Origin of the sequence: Jannaschia sp. GRR-S6-38, from assembly GCF_029853695.1 — a bacterium.
Lineage (GTDB): Bacteria > Pseudomonadota > Alphaproteobacteria > Rhodobacterales > Rhodobacteraceae > Jannaschia > Jannaschia ovalis.
In genome coordinates this window covers 717,656-730,996 of sequence record NZ_CP122537.1, presented here as the reverse complement: position 1 = coordinate 730,996, position 13,341 = coordinate 717,656, and the positions used below count along the sequence as shown (strand labels likewise).

The following is a 13,341-nucleotide window of genomic DNA, read 5'->3' as shown; positions in this document are numbered from 1 at the left end:
TCAAGGTTGGGGCGGGGCCGGGGGCAGGTCAAGCACGACCGGGAAATGATCCGACGCGTCGAGCAGGGCCTCGCGCAGCAGGTCGTCTTTCGCCGCCGCCGGGTCGTCGAACGGATGCAGGATCCGCCAGGTCGCGCCCGGCACGAGATCGGCCGAGACCATGACGAAATCGAGAAGCGCGTTCATGTAGCGCTTGCGGCTATTGTCCCAAAACCGGGCGGTCGAGGGCATCGCCGCGCCGACCCGCGCATGGACCGCGCTGGGATCGTGCAGCGCGCGCGACCCGTCGCCCAGCACGATCTCGACGCCCGAGCGGCCGAAGAGCGACTCGTAGCCGTCGAGCCCCGGGCCGTCGTTGAAATCGCCCGCCACGATCAGCCGTTCGCCCTCGGCCAGGCGATGCTCGATGCGGCGGCGCAGCCACACGCATTGCGCGAGTTGCTTGCGGCGATTCTGGATCGCGGTGCGCAACCGTTCCTCCGGGTCGCGGATGCCATGCGCGGCCTTCGACTTGGCATGCACGCCGATCAGGTGGATCGGGCCGATATCGGTGCCGAGATCCAGCTCCAGCGGCGGCTTCGACCAGACCAGACGCTCGGCCTGCAAGTCGCTGTCGAGATCGACGCCCAGTTCGCGGTCGAATCGCGGCGCGCCGTCATGGTCGCCGGGCCGGTGGCGCGGCGTGACCGCGTTTGGATCGTAGAGCAGCGCGATCTCCTGCCGGGTCTCGTTCTCGAAGCCCAGCATCGCGCGCGAGGTCCGCAGCCCGGCGCCTTCGGCGAAGATCTCGAGCGCGGCGCGCGAGGAGCGGCGGGTCGAGGCGTCGGGCGCCTCGATCACGAGGATCGCGTCGGCATCCATCTGCCGGAACACGGTCGCGATGGCGTCGAGCTGGCGGGCCTTCGTCACTTCGTAGCGCGCCGACCAGCCGCGGCTGTGGTCGGGCGTGCCGTCGTCGCGGAACAGCCGGTCGAACCATTCGACGTTCCAGGTCGCGAAGCGGAAGCCCGGTCGCATTTCAGGCGGTACCCGCCTGGATCCGCTCCCAGGCGCGATTGATGGCGACCATGCGCTTCTCGGCCAGCTTGATCGCCTCCTCCGGCAGGCCGCGGGCGATCATCCGGTCGGGATGCGTGTCGCGCACGAGGCGGCGCCACGCCGCCCGGATCTCGGGCATCGGGGTGTCCGGGGTGACACCTAGAACCGCGTAGCAATCCGGTTCGGCGCCGGGCACGAAGCGGGTGCGGAGCGAGCGGAAGGTCCGGTCGTCGAGCCGGAAGATGCGCGCCACGCGGGCCAGGAAATCGTCCTCGGCCGGATGGTAGTCGCCATCGGCCATCGCGATGTGGAACAGCCCCTCCATCAGGTCGCGCAGCGTGTCGGGATCGTCCTCGAACATCGACGCGATGCGGCGGGCGTAATCCTCGAACCCCGCGACATCGGTCCGGGCCAGATCGAAGACGCGGGCGGCGTTGGCCTCCTCCTCGGGGGGGATGGTGAAGACCTCGCGGAAGGCCGCGACCTCGGCGCGGGTCACGGTGCCGTCGGCCTTGGCCATCTTCGCGCCCAGCGCGATCACCGCGATGGTGAAGGCGACGGAGCGTTCCGGCGGCGCGCGCAGCCGGTCGAACAGCGCCGAGAGCCGCTCCCCCGGGGCGAGCGCCGACAGCGCGTCGAGAATGCGGGTCCAGAGCGACATGGGCCGGACCCTAACCCGCCGTCAGCGCCGCGAGAACGGCGATTTCCGCGACCTGCTGCCCCGCCCCCAGCACATCGCCGGTCTGCCCGCCGATCTTGGCGCGCGCGATCAGCCCGAGCCCCAGCACCGCCGCGCCCGCGAGCGCCGCGGCCAGAAGGGCGGCGGCCGGGCCGTGCAGCAGCAACGCGAGCGCGCCCAGACCCAGCGCGATCCCCGTCCCGCGGGCCCCGGGGACGCCCGCGCCCTGCGAAAGCCCGTCCGCGCGCGCCGGCGGCAGCCAGCGCATCAGCACCGGCATCGCCGCGCGGCCGGCCATCGCGGCCGCCACCGCGAGCCCGAGGATCGCACCCTGCGCCGCCGCCTCCGCCAGCAGCAGCCAGCGCAGCCCCAGCGACAGGATCAGCGCGATCACGCCATAGGCGCCGATCCTGCTGTCGCGCATGATCTCCAGCCGCCGGGCGCGGTCGAACCCGCCCCAGAAGCCGTCGGCGACATCGGCCAACCCGTCCTCGTGCAGCGCGCCGGTGGCCAGGATCATCGCGATCAGCGCGGCCCCGCCCGCGACCCCGGGCGCGAAGCCGAGGCTGCCCACGATCAGCCCGGCCAGTCCCGCGATCAGCCCCACGGCCAGCCCCGCCAAGGGCCAGGCCCAGGCCGCGCGCGCGGCCGGGTCGGTGGGGGTGCCCCGGACCGGCAGCCGGGTCAGCAGCATGCCGGCCGAGACGAGGTCGGATTTCAATGACATGTCGCACCTTGACGGCAGGGGGCCGTTTCGTCGCATAGCCCCCGTGCCGCCGCCGGTAAACCCGGGCGGACCAGACAGGAGTGCCCCTTGCCCGAGCTTCACGACTTCGCCGCCATCCGCACCGCCCTTGCCGATCTGCCCGGCCCCGACACCGCCGCCGGGCGGGACGCGGCGGCGCGCAACGGCCAGCTGACCAAGCCGCCCGGCGCCCTGGGCCGGCTGGAGGAGCTGGCGCAGTGGTACGCGGGCTGGCGCGGCGATCCGCGGCCCGAGATCGCGGCGCCGCAGGTCCTGGTCTTTGCGGGCAATCACGGCGTCGCCGCGCAGGGCGTCAGCGCCTTCCCGGCCGAGGTCACCATCCAGATGGTCGCCAATTTCCGCGCCGGCGGGGCCGCGATCAACCAGTTGGCTCGGCTCGCCGGCGCCCGGATGGACGTCCACGAGCTGGAGCTCGACCGCCCGACGGCCGATTTCACCCGTGGCCCCGCGATGACCGAGGCCGAGGCCTGCCTCGCCTTCGCGACCGGCTGGACGGCCGTCGCCCCGGATGCCGATCTCGTGGTGGCCGGCGAGATGGGCATCGCCAACACCACCTCCGCCGCGGCCATCGCCACGGCGATTCTGGGCGGCGAGAATTGGGCGGGGCGCGGCACCGGCGTCGACGACGTGGGGCTCGCGCGCAAGGAGGCCGCCATCGCGGCCGGGCTCGCCGCCAATCCGGGGCGCACGGGGCTCGAGGTGCTGGCCGCGCTCGGCGGGCGCGAGATCGCCGCCATGGCGGGCGCCGTCGCGGGCGCGCGGGCGCATCGCATTCCGGTCATCCTCGACGGCTTCATCGGCTCCGCCGCCGCGCTGACGCTCTGGGCCGAGAGTCCGGCCACGCTCGACCATTGCCTCGCCGGCCATCTCTCGGCCGAGGGCGCGCATGACCGGATGCTCGCGGCGATGGGCAAGACGCCGCTCCTGTCGCTGGGCCTGCGCCTGGGCGAGGGGTCGGGCGCGGCACTCGCGATCCAGGTCCTGAAGGGCGCGCTGGCCTGCCATTCCGGCATGGCCACCTTCGCCGAGGCCGGCGTCAGCGACGGCTAGACGCCGCGTGCGTCGCGTTCGGCCACCATCATCGACAGGGCGTCGGCCATGATCTTGGTCTCGGCCCCGCCCGTCACGCCGCCCACGCCCAGCCGCCGGCCGACGCGCCACCACATGCCGGGCACCCAGGCCCGGCCCAGCGGCTGGCGCAGCCGCACGATGAAGCCGTTCGACGGCTTGAAGCTGAAGAGCGCGCGGTCCACCGACGCGATCTCGTCCAGCGGCGCGATCACCCGCCCGTCGGCCTGGAACAGCCCGTCCTCGCGCAGCTCGATGGCGACGGAGGAGCCGCGCCAGCCGGCCTGCGCCAGCACCAGCGCGCCGATCCCCAGGGCCAGCAGCATGAGCTGCCAGCCCAGGGCCGCGGGCGGATGCGCGATCGCAAGCCACAGAAGCAGGATGCCCAGCACAAGCTGGATGACGAAGCCCACCGCGCGGCGCGGGGCGGAAGGGCGCAGGATATGCAAGGGCTCGGACATGGGCCACGCCCTAGCCGCCGCGCCGGCCCCGCGCAATGCGTGGCGCGCTTAAGCCGGCGGGCTGGCCTTCGAAGCGGGGCGGCGGTAATCGGGCGCCATGCTGAACACGATCCGCCACGGCACGCCGACCGACCGCCCTCCGCTGATGATCGCGCATGGCCTCTTCGGCTCGGCGCGCAACTGGGGCGTGATCGCCAAGCGGCTCTCCTCCGATCGCGAGGTTGTGGCCGTCGACATGCGCAATCACGGCGACAGCGCGTGGCGCGACAGCCATTCCTATCCCGACCTCGCCGCCGATCTCGCGCAGGCGGCGGGCGACCGGCCGCATGACCTGCTGGGCCATTCCATGGGCGGCAAGGCCGCGATGACGCTGGCGCTGACCCAGCCCGAGCGCCTGCGCCGCCTCGTCGTCGCCGATATCGCCCCGGTGGCCTACGACCACAGCCAGGCGCATCTGATCGAGGCGATGCGCGCGGTCGACCTGTCGCGCGTGGCGCGTCGCTCGGAGGCCGCCGAACAACTCGCGCGGGTGCCCGATGACGGCACGCGCGCCTTCCTGCTGCAATCGCTGGACGCCGCGGCGGGGCGCTGGACGCTGAACCTCGACGCGCTGGAAGCCGAGATGCCGAAGATCGTGGGCTTTCCGGAGATCGAGGGCCGCTTCGACGGCCCCGCGCTGTTCCTGTCGGGCGGCGAGAGCGACTATGTCCGCCCCGAGCATCGCGACCGCATCAAGGCGCTGTTTCCGCAGGCCCGCTTCGCCCGGATCCCCGGCGCGCGCCACTGGCTGCATGCCGAGAAGCCGCGCGAGTTCGAGGCCGCGCTGCGCGCCTTCCTCGACGCCTGACCGCGGTCGGGCGCGCGATCTCCGCGCCTCAGGCCGTCAGCCCCTCCGGTTCGGCCAGCCCGTGCGCCCGGCAGCAGGCCGTCAGTGTGTTGGCCAGCAGGCAGGCGATGGTCATCGGGCCCACGCCGCCCGGCACCGGCGTGATCGCGCCCGCCACCGCGGCGCAGCTGTCGAAATCGCAATCGCCCACCAGCCGCGTGCGGAGCGTGCCGTCGTCCTTCACCCCCGCCGGCATCCGATTGATGCCCACGTCGATCACCGTCGCGCCCGGCTTGATCCAGTCGCCGGTCACCATTCCGGGCCGTCCCACGGCGGCCACGACGATATCAGCGCGGCGCACGACCGCCGGGAGATCGCGGGTGCGCGAATGCGCGATGGTCACCGTGGCGCTGTCGCGCAGCAGAAGCTGCGCCATCGGCTTGCCCACGATGTTCGACCGCCCGATCACCACGGCCTCCCGGCCCGACAGGGAGCCCAGGTGCTCGCGCAGCATCATCAGGCAGCCGAGCGGCGTGCAGGGCACCATCGCCTTCTGCCCGCTGCCCAAGAGCCCGACATTGGAGATATGGAATCCGTCCACGTCCTTGGCGGGGTCGATGGCGTTGATGACGGCATCGGCATCCAGATGCGTGGGCAGGGGCAGCTGCACCAGGATACCGTGAATGGCCGGGTCGGCGTTGAGCCGCGCGACCGTCTCCATCAGCGCCGTCTGCGAGGCATCGGCGGGCAGGCGATGCTCCTCGGAATGCATGCCGGCCTCGTGGGTCCGCTTGCCCTTGCTGCGCACATAGACCGCGCTGGCGGGATCCTCGCCGACCAGCACCACCGCCAGCCCCGGCGTCACGCCCGCGCGCTTCACCCGCGCGACCTCCTCGGCGACGCGGGCATGGATGCGGGCGGCGAAGGCGCGGCCGTCGATCAGGGTGGCGGTCATGGGCGGCTCCTCGTGACTGTCGGCGCGGGGATGGCACGGGCCCCGGCCCGGCGTCCAGCGTCCGCGGGCGTCATCCGGCCGGAAATACCTCCGCCGGAGGCCCGGCCCGGCAAGCGCCCCGCGCCGGGCGCGGGACGGCGCAGGTTCAGAACAGCCCTTCGACCTCGCCCGCGTCGTTGAGGCGGATATTCTCCGCGCTCGGCACGCGGGGCAGGCCGGGCATGGTCATGATCTCGCCGCAGATCACCACGACGAAGCCCGCCCCGGCCGAGAGCCGCACCTCGCGGACGGGGACCGAATGCCCCACCGGCGCGCCGCGCAGGTTCGGATCGGTCGAGAAGGAATACTGCGTCTTCGCCATGCAGACCGGCAGGTCGCCGTAGCCCTGCTCCTCCCAGGCGCGCAGCTGGTCGCGGATCTTCTTGTCGGCCAGCACCTCGTCGGCGTGGTAGATGCGTTTGGCGATGGTCTCGATCTTCTGAAACAGGCCCATCTCGTCGGGATAGAGCGGCGCGAAATTGGCGGCGCCCGCATCGGCGATCTCGGCCACCCGCCGGGCCAGCGCCTCGGTCCCCTTCGAGCCCTCGGCCCAATGCTTGCAGACGATCGCCTCCGAGCCCTGGCTCTCGACATAGTCGCGCACGGCCTGCATCTCGGCCTCGCTGTCGCCGGTGAAATGGTTGATCGCGACGACCACCGGAACGCCGAAGCTTTTGACGTTGCCGATATGGCGGCCGAGATTGGCGCAGCCGGCCTTCACGGCCTCGACGTTTTCGGCGCCCAGATCGGCCTTGGCCACGCCGCCATTCATCTTCATCGCGCGGATCGTCGCCACGAGCACCACGCAATCGGGGGCCAGCCCGGCCTTGCGGCACTTGATGTTCATGAACTTCTCGGCGCCCAAGTCCGCGCCGAAGCCCGCCTCGGTCACCACGTAATCGGCCAGCTTCAGCGCGGTGGTGGTCGCGATGACAGAATTGCAGCCATGCGCGATGTTGGCGAAGGGCCCGCCATGGACGAAGGCGGGGTTGTTCTCCAGCGTCTGGACGAGATTGGGCTGCATCGCGTCCTTCAGGAGCACCGTCATCGCGCCATCGGCCTTCAGGTCGCGGCAGAAGACGGGCGTCCGGTCGCGCCGATAGGCCACGATCATGTCGCCCAGCCGGCGCTGCAGGTCCTTGAGATCGGTGGCAAGGCACAGGCAGGCCATCACCTCGGAGGCGACGGTGATGTCGAAGCCGGCCTCGCGCGGGAAGCCGTTCGACACGCCCCCGAGCGACGCCGTGATCTGGCGCAGGGCGCGGTCATTCATGTCGACGACGCGCCGCCAGACGACGCGGCGGATGTCGATCTCCAGCGCATTGCCCCAATAGACATGGTTGTCGATCATCGCGCTCAGCAGGGAATGGGCGCTGGTGATGGCGTGGAAGTCGCCGGTGAAGTGGAGGTTCATCTCCTCCATCGGCACGATCTGCGCATAGCCGCCGCCCGCGGCCCCGCCCTTCATGCCGAAATTGGGCCCCAGCGAAGCTTCGCGGATGCAGATCATCGCCTTCTTGCCGATCGCGTTCAGCCCGTCGCCCAGACCCACGGTGGTGGTCGTCTTGCCCTCGCCCGCCGGGGTCGGGTTGATCGCGGTCACCAGGATCAGCTTGCCGTTCGGCCGCTCGCGGACCGCCTCGATGAAGTCCTGGCTCACCTTCGCCTTGTCGTGGCCGTAGGGCAGCAGGTCGTCGGACCCGATGCCGATCCCCGCGCCGATCTCCTGGATGGGCTTCTTCTTCGCGGCGCGGGCGATCTCGATATCGGTCAGCGGCATGGCGGGGTCCTTCGGGGTCGGAGGGCTGGGATGAGGTCTCGCGCCCTGCCTAGGGCCAGCGGGGCCTGCCTGTTGCGCCGGAATGCGACATTCTTCCCGCGGGCGGCGTCAGGGGGATGGAACGGAGTGTTCACGCATTTGCCTTGAATGGCCGCGAAACGTGATTTGCAGCGAATCGCTGGAACCGACAGTCTGGGTCGGCGTTCAATGGGCATCCTGCCTGCCAACATTGACCGGCGAGTATTTGCCGAAGGAGCTTGTCATGACTGCCACGAGTATTGCCATCCACGCCGGATTCATTGCCGGACTGATCCTTGCCACCGTTCTGGGCCTCGCGCTCGTCTGACCGGTTTGCGGATCGCTTCGACGGCCGGGCCAGCGGCCTCCGATCCGTAACAGACGCCCCGGGAAGCTGCCACTTCCCGGGGCGTTTTCATGTCTTCACGCAGCGCCCTGCCACGCTCTCTGCTCGGGCACGTGCAGGCGCAGACGCTCCCCCAGACGCAGGACGCCCTCGCGCTCGACCCAGGCGGTCACGCCGCGGCGGCCCTTCGCGGCGGTCTTGAAGCCCTTCCCGCGCCCGGGCCGCGCCGCCTCGATCACGGGGACGGGCAGGTGGCAGGGGCGGTTCTGCATGTCGACCACCAGCGTCACACCATCCTCGCCCTGCAGCCGGGCCGAGGGGGGCAGATGCGAGAAATCGGGAATGCCCGACACCACCAGCGTCGCGCCGATCCAGGCGGGATCGAAGCTGTCGAGCTCCAACGCGGCACCGATCGCGTCCAGCTCCTCGCGGCTGACGACCGAGAGCTGGCGGACGTTGCGGATCTCGGTGCCCCGGGGATGCTGCGAGGTGACGCGTGAACAGGACGGCCGCGTCAGCCCACCATGCGCCTCCCCCTCGGGCCCCGCGAAGCCCAGCCGCAGCATGTCGCGCGGTGTCGCAGTCAGCGCGGCGTCGCGGTCGGGGACGAGGCCGAGCCATTCGATGCGGCCGTAGATATCGGTTGGGACGAGTGCGGGCATGGGACGGCTCCGATGGGGACGGACGGCGCGGCCCTGATACAGGGCATCCCCGCCCGCGTCAGCCCATCCCGTCGGCCCGCATCTCGGGGGCCCTGATCGCGGGCGCGATGCGTCGTCCCAGACGCCCCGCCGGGGTCAGAACGCAAAACGGCCCCGGTGGGGACCGGGGCCGTTTGCAATGTTCGCGGGATCAGGCCGAGGGTTCGGGCTCGGGCGCGATATCGGGGCCCTTCCGCTTTGGCTTGGTCTTGGGGATGGCGGTCAGGCTGCTGCCGCCCGAGGTGTCCGCGCCGCTGTCATCGTCGTCGTGGCCGAGCGCCTCGCCGTTGATCACCTTCATGATCTCCGGCCCGGTCAGCGTCTCGTACTCCAGCAGACCATTCGCCAGCCGCTCCAGATCCTCGCGCTTCTCGGTGAGGATGCGCTTGGCGGTCTCGTAGCCTTCGTTGACCAGCTCCTTGACCTTCTCGTCGATCTTGCGCTGCGTGTCCGGCGATACGTTGCCGCCGCCCTGATAGGCGCCCAGGTAGCTCTGCTGCTCATTGGCGTAATCGACCATGCCCAGCTCGTCGGAATAGCCGAACTGCGTGACCATCGCGCGGGCGATCTTGGTCACCTGCTGGATGTCGGAGGCCGCGCCGGAGGTGACGTTCTCCTTGCCGAAGACCAACTCCTCGGCCACGCGCCCGCCCATCGCCATGGCGATCTTGGAGGTGTACTTCGTCCAACTCACCGACAGCTGGTCCCGTTCGGGCAGCGACAGCACCAGGCCCAGCGCGCGCCCGCGCGGGATGATGGTCGCCTTGTGGATCGGGTCGTGCTGCGGGACGTTCAGGCCGACGACGGCGTGGCCGGCCTCGTGATAGGCGGTCAGCTTCTTCTCGTCCTCGGTCATGACCATCGAGCGGCGCTCGGCGCCCATCATCACCTTGTCCTTGGCGGACTCGAAATCCATCATCGTGACCACGCGGCGCCCGATCCGGGCGGCCATCAGCGCCGCTTCGTTCACGAGGTTGGCGAGGTCCGCGCCCGAGAAGCCGGGCGTGCCGCGCGCGATAATGCGCAGGTCCACATCGGCGCCCAGCGGCACCTTGCGGGCATGGACGCCGAGGATCTTCTCGCGGCCCTTGATGTCGGGGTTCGGCACCTGAATCTGGCGGTCGAAACGGCCCGGGCGCAGCAGCGCGGGGTCCAGCACGTCGGGCCGGTTGGTGGCCGCGATGATGATGATGCCCTCGTTGGCCTCAAAGCCGTCCATCTCGACCAGAAGCTGGTTCAGCGTCTGCTCGCGCTCGTCATTGCCGCCGCCGTAGCCCACGCCACGGGACCGGCCCACGGCGTCGATCTCGTCGATGAAGACGATGCAGGGCGAATTCTTCTTGGCCTGCTCGAACATGTCGCGGACGCGCGACGCGCCCACGCCCACGAACATCTCGACGAAGTCCGACCCCGAGATGGTGAAGAAGGGCACGCCCGCCTCGCCCGCGACCGCGCGTGCCAGCAGCGTCTTACCGGTGCCCGGAGGGCCGACCAGAAGCGCACCCTTGGGGATCTTGCCGCCCAGGCGCGAGAATTTCTGCGGGTTGCGCAGGAACTCGACGATCTCCTCGAGATCCTCCTTCGCCTCGTCGATGCCGGCCACGTCGTCGAAGGTCACGCGGCCATGCTTCTCGGTCAGCAGCTTCGCCTTGGACTTGCCGAAGCCCATCGCGCCGCCTTTGCCGCCGCCCTGCATCCGGTTCATGAAGAAGATCCAGATGCCGATCAGCACCAGGAACGGCAGCCACAGGCCCAGCGCGGACATGAAGCCCGACTGCTCCTGGCTTTCGGCGATGATGCGGACGTCGTTGTTGAGAAGCGTCTCGGTCACGTCGACGTCCGAGGGTTTGATCGTGAACTGTTCGCCCCCGCCGGATCCGTTGAAGATGATCCGTTCGCCGTCCAGCGTCACCGAGGAGACGGAGCCTCCTTCGACCTGGCTGACGAAGTCGGAATAGGGCACCTCGCGGGCCGACATCGACGACCCGCCGCCCGAGAAGAGCTGGAAGAGCGCCATGACGAGCACGAAGAGGACGACCCAGAAGGCGATGTTGCGCGCGTTACCCAAGGAATTCCCTCCTGATCGCGCGGGATCGGCCCCGCGCCTGTGGTTGTCGCAAATGTAAGCATATGGGCCCCGGGTTCAACGTCTGTCGTCCCTTCCGGTGAACGGTTCGCGACAACGCACGGACCAGCCGGGCACGGGCGCGACCAACGGGGCCGCCACCAGCGCGCCGTCGCGGAACGCCGCGGGGGCGGCCATCAGCGACCGGCGCGGCAGCCCGGAGGCGCGCCAGTCGGTCTGCGACACCGCCGCGCCCAGCGCATGGATGCGGGCCTTGTCATCAGGCCCTTCGACGGTCCAGCGGCCGTCCCAGACCGTTCCGGGCGCGGCGTCGGGGACGGCCGCGGCGGCGGCGGGTTCGCGGGCCAGGCGCAGCGTTTCGCCCTCCGGCGTCAGCAGGCAGCCGGCCAGCGTCGCGGGCGCGCCGGCGGCGATCCGCTCCATCAATTCCAGCTGCTCGGCATGGCGCGGCGGATGGTCGCCCCCGCCGATCCAGCGTAGCCCGGCCAGCAGAACGCGGCGCGCCAAGTCGCGGGGCAGGGCGGCAAGCCCGGCGCGATCGATCAGCCAGTCGCCCCGGTCCGCGGTGCAGATCGCGCGCGCCGCCGCGCGGGTCCGGTCCTCCAGCGCATCGGCCGCGTCCCGCAGCGCCGCGGCCGAGCGTGCCAGATGCGCGGGTTCCAGATCGAGCGCCGCCATCGCCCGGCGGACGCGCACGCGCTCGAAACCCGTGTCGGTGTTCGACGGGTCCTCGATCGGCGTCAGGCCGGCCGCCTCGACCACGGCGCGCAGCTCGGCGCGCGATGCGTCCAGCAGCGGGCGCAGGAAGCGCGTGCCGCCGCGCGTGAAATCCGCCCGCATGCGCGCCAGCCCATCCAGCCCCGCCCCGTCCGCCAGGCGCATCAGCAGCGTCTCGGCCACGTCATCCGCGCTATGCCCCAGCAGGACGGCGGCCAGGTCTTGCGCCCGCGCCCAGTCTGCCAGCGCGGCGTAGCGCGCGTCGCGCGCGCGGGCCTGAAGCGCCGGACCGGGATTCAGCGACAGGATCAGGATGTCATTCGGGATGCCACGCGCGTCGCAGAGCCCGGCCACCGCCCGCGCCTCGGCGGCGGAGCTGTCGCGCAGCCCGTGATCCACTGTCGCCGCGCGCAAAGGGTGCCCCGCTTCCTGCGCCAGGAGCAGGAGTGCGGTGGAATCGCCCCCGCCCGAGATCGCGATCCCCGCGGGGCCCTCCAGCCCGGACAGGGCGCGGGCGACGGCGTCAGAGGCAGCCAAGCTCCGCCCGGGCGGATTGCGCCTCGCCGGCGGCGGGGGCCTGCGGGAAGCGCGTGCCGACCTCGGCGAGGGTCAGGCAAGCCTCGTCGGTCTGGCCCAGCTCGCCCAGCGCGCGGCCCAGCCCCAGAAGGGCGGCGGGCGCGCGGGTGCCTTCGGGGTTGCCCGAGAAGGCTTCGAGATAGGCGCGGGCGGCCGGGGCGGCCTGCCCATCGGCGGCCAGCGCCTGGCCCCGGAAGAACTGCGCGTCGCCCGAGAGCGGACCGGTCGGATAGGCGGTCAGGAAGCGCTCGAAGGCCTGCGCGGCCTCCGCGTTGCGGCCCTCCTCCAGCGCGGCCTGCGCCGCGTCGAACTCGGCCTGTTCGCCCACGGCCATCTGCGCGCCGCCCCCCGCAGGGGCCTCGGGGGCCGGGGCGATGCTGCCGCCGGCGGCCGCACCGGTCTCCGCCGCGCCGCCCAACGGCGTCGGCGCGGGCAGGGCCGACAGCTCGCAATCCGGCGTCAGCTCGCAAAGCTGGAAGCGCAGGTCCTCGATCCGCCGCCCGCCGTCCTGCGCTACGCTCTCGATGCGGAAGGACATCCGCTCCGTCGCCTGCGTCAGGCGGCGCAGCTCGGCCTCGATGCTGTCGATCCGCTCCAGCACCGACGACCCGCCCACCGACACGGCGGGCGCGCCCGTGGTGCTCAGCTCCCGCGTCAGGCCCTGCAATTCGACCTGCAGCACGGACAATTGCTGACGGATATCGGCCAGCGTCTGGTCCTGCTGCGCCTGGGCGGGCAGGGCCAGAAGCGCGGCGAAGACGAGCGCAAGCCGCATCAGACCCCCGCGCCCGCCGAGAGCACGGTCACCGCGCGGCGGTTCTGGCTGTAGCAGGCCTCGGTCGAGCAGACCTGGATCGGCCGCTCCTTGCCGTAGCTGATCGTGCGCAGCCGCGTCGTCGGGACGCCCTGGCTGACCAGGTAGTCGCGCGCGGCATTGGCGCGGCGGCCGCCCAGCGCGAGGTTGTATTCCCGGGTGCCCTGCTCGTCGGCATGGCCTTCGATCAGCGCGGTGTAGGCCGGGTTCGCCAGCAGCCAGCGCGCCTGCGCCGACAGCGTGTTCTGCGCCTCGGGCGACAGGGTCGACTGGTCGACCGCGAACAGCACGCGGTCGCCCACGCTCTGCTGGAAATAGGCCACCGAGGCCGGGTCGCTGGCGCTGCCCGGCACGAAGCCGCCCGCGCCGGAGCCGCCGGCATTCAGGTCCACGGCATTGCCGCCGCCCAGCCGGTCGCCGCAGGCGGCCAGGGCGAAGGTGGCGGCGATCAGGATTGCGAAGGGTTTCATG

Annotated in this window: 14 protein-coding genes; 3 read left to right on the top strand and 11 right to left on the bottom strand. The window is 71.4% G+C overall.

Annotated features, from left to right (window positions below):
• Genes P8627_RS03725 through cobS form a run of 3 tightly spaced genes read right to left on the bottom strand, consistent with a single transcriptional unit; the run spans position 1 to position 2,444 of the window.
• On the bottom strand, positions 1-1,017 hold the full coding sequence (locus P8627_RS03725; protein ID WP_279966243.1) for an endonuclease/exonuclease/phosphatase family protein: 1,017 nt from the start codon (positions 1,015-1,017) through the stop codon (positions 1-3).
• A gap of 1 nt (position 1,018) precedes the next feature.
• On the bottom strand, positions 1,019-1,699 hold the full coding sequence (locus P8627_RS03720) for a molecular chaperone DjiA (protein ID WP_279966242.1): 681 nt from the start codon (positions 1,697-1,699) through the stop codon (positions 1,019-1,021).
• 10 nt (positions 1,700-1,709) lie between these two features.
• The gene (cobS, locus tag P8627_RS03715) at positions 1,710-2,444 is read right to left on the bottom strand and encodes an adenosylcobinamide-GDP ribazoletransferase (RefSeq protein ID WP_279966241.1); all 735 of its coding nucleotides are present in this window, start codon (positions 2,442-2,444) and stop codon (positions 1,710-1,712) included.
• Between the two features lie 87 nt (positions 2,445-2,531).
• On the opposite strand from cobS, the gene cobT reads away from it, so the two are divergent.
• On the top strand, positions 2,532-3,533 hold the full coding sequence (gene cobT, locus P8627_RS03710) for a nicotinate-nucleotide--dimethylbenzimidazole phosphoribosyltransferase (RefSeq protein ID WP_279966240.1): 1,002 nt from the start codon (positions 2,532-2,534) through the stop codon (positions 3,531-3,533).
• Here the strand turns inward: cobT and P8627_RS03705 are convergent.
• Entirely contained in the window at positions 3,530-4,012 is a 483-nt protein-coding gene (locus P8627_RS03705) for a hypothetical protein (RefSeq protein ID WP_279966239.1), read from the bottom strand. The genes cobT and P8627_RS03705 overlap by 4 nt on opposite strands.
• A gap of 97 nt (positions 4,013-4,109) precedes the next feature.
• Here P8627_RS03705 and P8627_RS03700 point away from each other — a divergent pair, with 97 nt between their 5' ends.
• Positions 4,110-4,859, top strand: a complete 750-nt coding sequence (locus P8627_RS03700) for an alpha/beta fold hydrolase (RefSeq protein ID WP_279966238.1) — start codon at positions 4,110-4,112, stop codon at positions 4,857-4,859.
• 28 nt (positions 4,860-4,887) lie between these two features.
• On the opposite strand, the gene folD is transcribed toward P8627_RS03700, so the two are convergent.
• Positions 4,888-5,793 (bottom strand): bifunctional methylenetetrahydrofolate dehydrogenase/methenyltetrahydrofolate cyclohydrolase FolD, encoded by a 906-nt coding sequence (gene folD, locus P8627_RS03695; protein ID WP_279966237.1) that lies wholly within the window; start codon positions 5,791-5,793, stop codon positions 4,888-4,890.
• 145 nt (positions 5,794-5,938) lie between these two features.
• The gene (locus P8627_RS03690; RefSeq protein ID WP_279966236.1) at positions 5,939-7,612 is read right to left on the bottom strand and encodes a formate--tetrahydrofolate ligase; all 1,674 of its coding nucleotides are present in this window, start codon (positions 7,610-7,612) and stop codon (positions 5,939-5,941) included.
• Positions 7,613-7,772: 160 nt separating this feature from the next.
• Between P8627_RS03690 and P8627_RS03685 the strand changes: the two genes are divergently transcribed.
• The gene (locus tag P8627_RS03685) at positions 7,773-7,958 is read left to right on the top strand and encodes a hypothetical protein (RefSeq protein ID WP_279966235.1); all 186 of its coding nucleotides are present in this window, start codon (positions 7,773-7,775) and stop codon (positions 7,956-7,958) included.
• A 95-nt stretch (positions 7,959-8,053) separates the two neighbouring features.
• On the opposite strand, the gene P8627_RS03680 is transcribed toward P8627_RS03685, so the two are convergent.
• The 5 genes from P8627_RS03680 to pal form a co-directional block, all read right to left on the bottom strand.
• Positions 8,054-8,638 carry an MOSC domain-containing protein gene (locus P8627_RS03680; protein WP_279966233.1) on the bottom strand — a complete coding sequence of 195 codons (585 nt, stop codon included), beginning with the start codon at positions 8,636-8,638 and terminating at the stop codon, positions 8,054-8,056.
• Between the two features lie 190 nt (positions 8,639-8,828).
• Positions 8,829-10,745: an ATP-dependent zinc metalloprotease FtsH gene (gene ftsH / locus P8627_RS03675; RefSeq protein WP_279966232.1), complete on the bottom strand. Its 1,917-nt coding sequence runs from the start codon at positions 10,743-10,745 to the stop codon at positions 8,829-8,831.
• A gap of 75 nt (positions 10,746-10,820) precedes the next feature.
• On the bottom strand, positions 10,821-12,017 hold the full coding sequence (tilS, locus tag P8627_RS03670; RefSeq protein ID WP_279966231.1) for a tRNA lysidine(34) synthetase TilS: 1,197 nt from the start codon (positions 12,015-12,017) through the stop codon (positions 10,821-10,823).
• Positions 12,004-12,831 carry a tol-pal system protein YbgF gene (gene ybgF / locus P8627_RS03665; RefSeq protein ID WP_279966230.1) on the bottom strand — a complete coding sequence of 276 codons (828 nt, stop codon included), beginning with the start codon at positions 12,829-12,831 and terminating at the stop codon, positions 12,004-12,006. Before ybgF ends, tilS begins: the two co-directional genes overlap by 14 nt.
• Positions 12,831-13,340 (bottom strand): peptidoglycan-associated lipoprotein Pal, encoded by a 510-nt coding sequence (gene pal / locus P8627_RS03660; protein WP_279966228.1) that lies wholly within the window; start codon positions 13,338-13,340, stop codon positions 12,831-12,833. The genes ybgF and pal overlap by 1 nt, the downstream gene beginning before the upstream one ends.
• Between the last annotated feature and the right edge of the window lies 1 nt (position 13,341).

Excerpts from the sequence above, each read along its gene's own strand:
- P8627_RS03725 (WP_279966243.1), bottom strand. The coding sequence starts at position 1,017 with ATGCGACCGGGCTTCCGCTTCGCGACCTGGAACGTCGAATGGTTCGAC.
- P8627_RS03720 (WP_279966242.1), bottom strand. The coding sequence starts at position 1,699 with ATGTCGCTCTGGACCCGCATTCTCGACGCGCTGTCGGCGCTCGCCCCG.
- cobS (WP_279966241.1), bottom strand. The coding sequence starts at position 2,444 with ATGTCATTGAAATCCGACCTCGTCTCGGCCGGCATGCTGCTGACCCGG.
- P8627_RS03705 (WP_279966239.1), bottom strand. The coding sequence starts at position 4,012 with ATGTCCGAGCCCTTGCATATCCTGCGCCCTTCCGCCCCGCGCCGCGCG.
- P8627_RS03700 (WP_279966238.1), top strand. The coding sequence starts at position 4,110 with ATGCTGAACACGATCCGCCACGGCACGCCGACCGACCGCCCTCCGCTG.
- folD (WP_279966237.1), bottom strand. The coding sequence starts at position 5,793 with ATGACCGCCACCCTGATCGACGGCCGCGCCTTCGCCGCCCGCATCCAT.
- P8627_RS03690 (WP_279966236.1), bottom strand. The coding sequence starts at position 7,612 with ATGCCGCTGACCGATATCGAGATCGCCCGCGCCGCGAAGAAGAAGCCC.
- P8627_RS03680 (WP_279966233.1), bottom strand. The coding sequence starts at position 8,638 with ATGCCCGCACTCGTCCCAACCGATATCTACGGCCGCATCGAATGGCTC.
- ybgF (WP_279966230.1), bottom strand. The coding sequence starts at position 12,831 with ATGCGGCTTGCGCTCGTCTTCGCCGCGCTTCTGGCCCTGCCCGCCCAG.
- pal (WP_279966228.1), bottom strand. The coding sequence starts at position 13,340 with ATGAAACCCTTCGCAATCCTGATCGCCGCCACCTTCGCCCTGGCCGCC.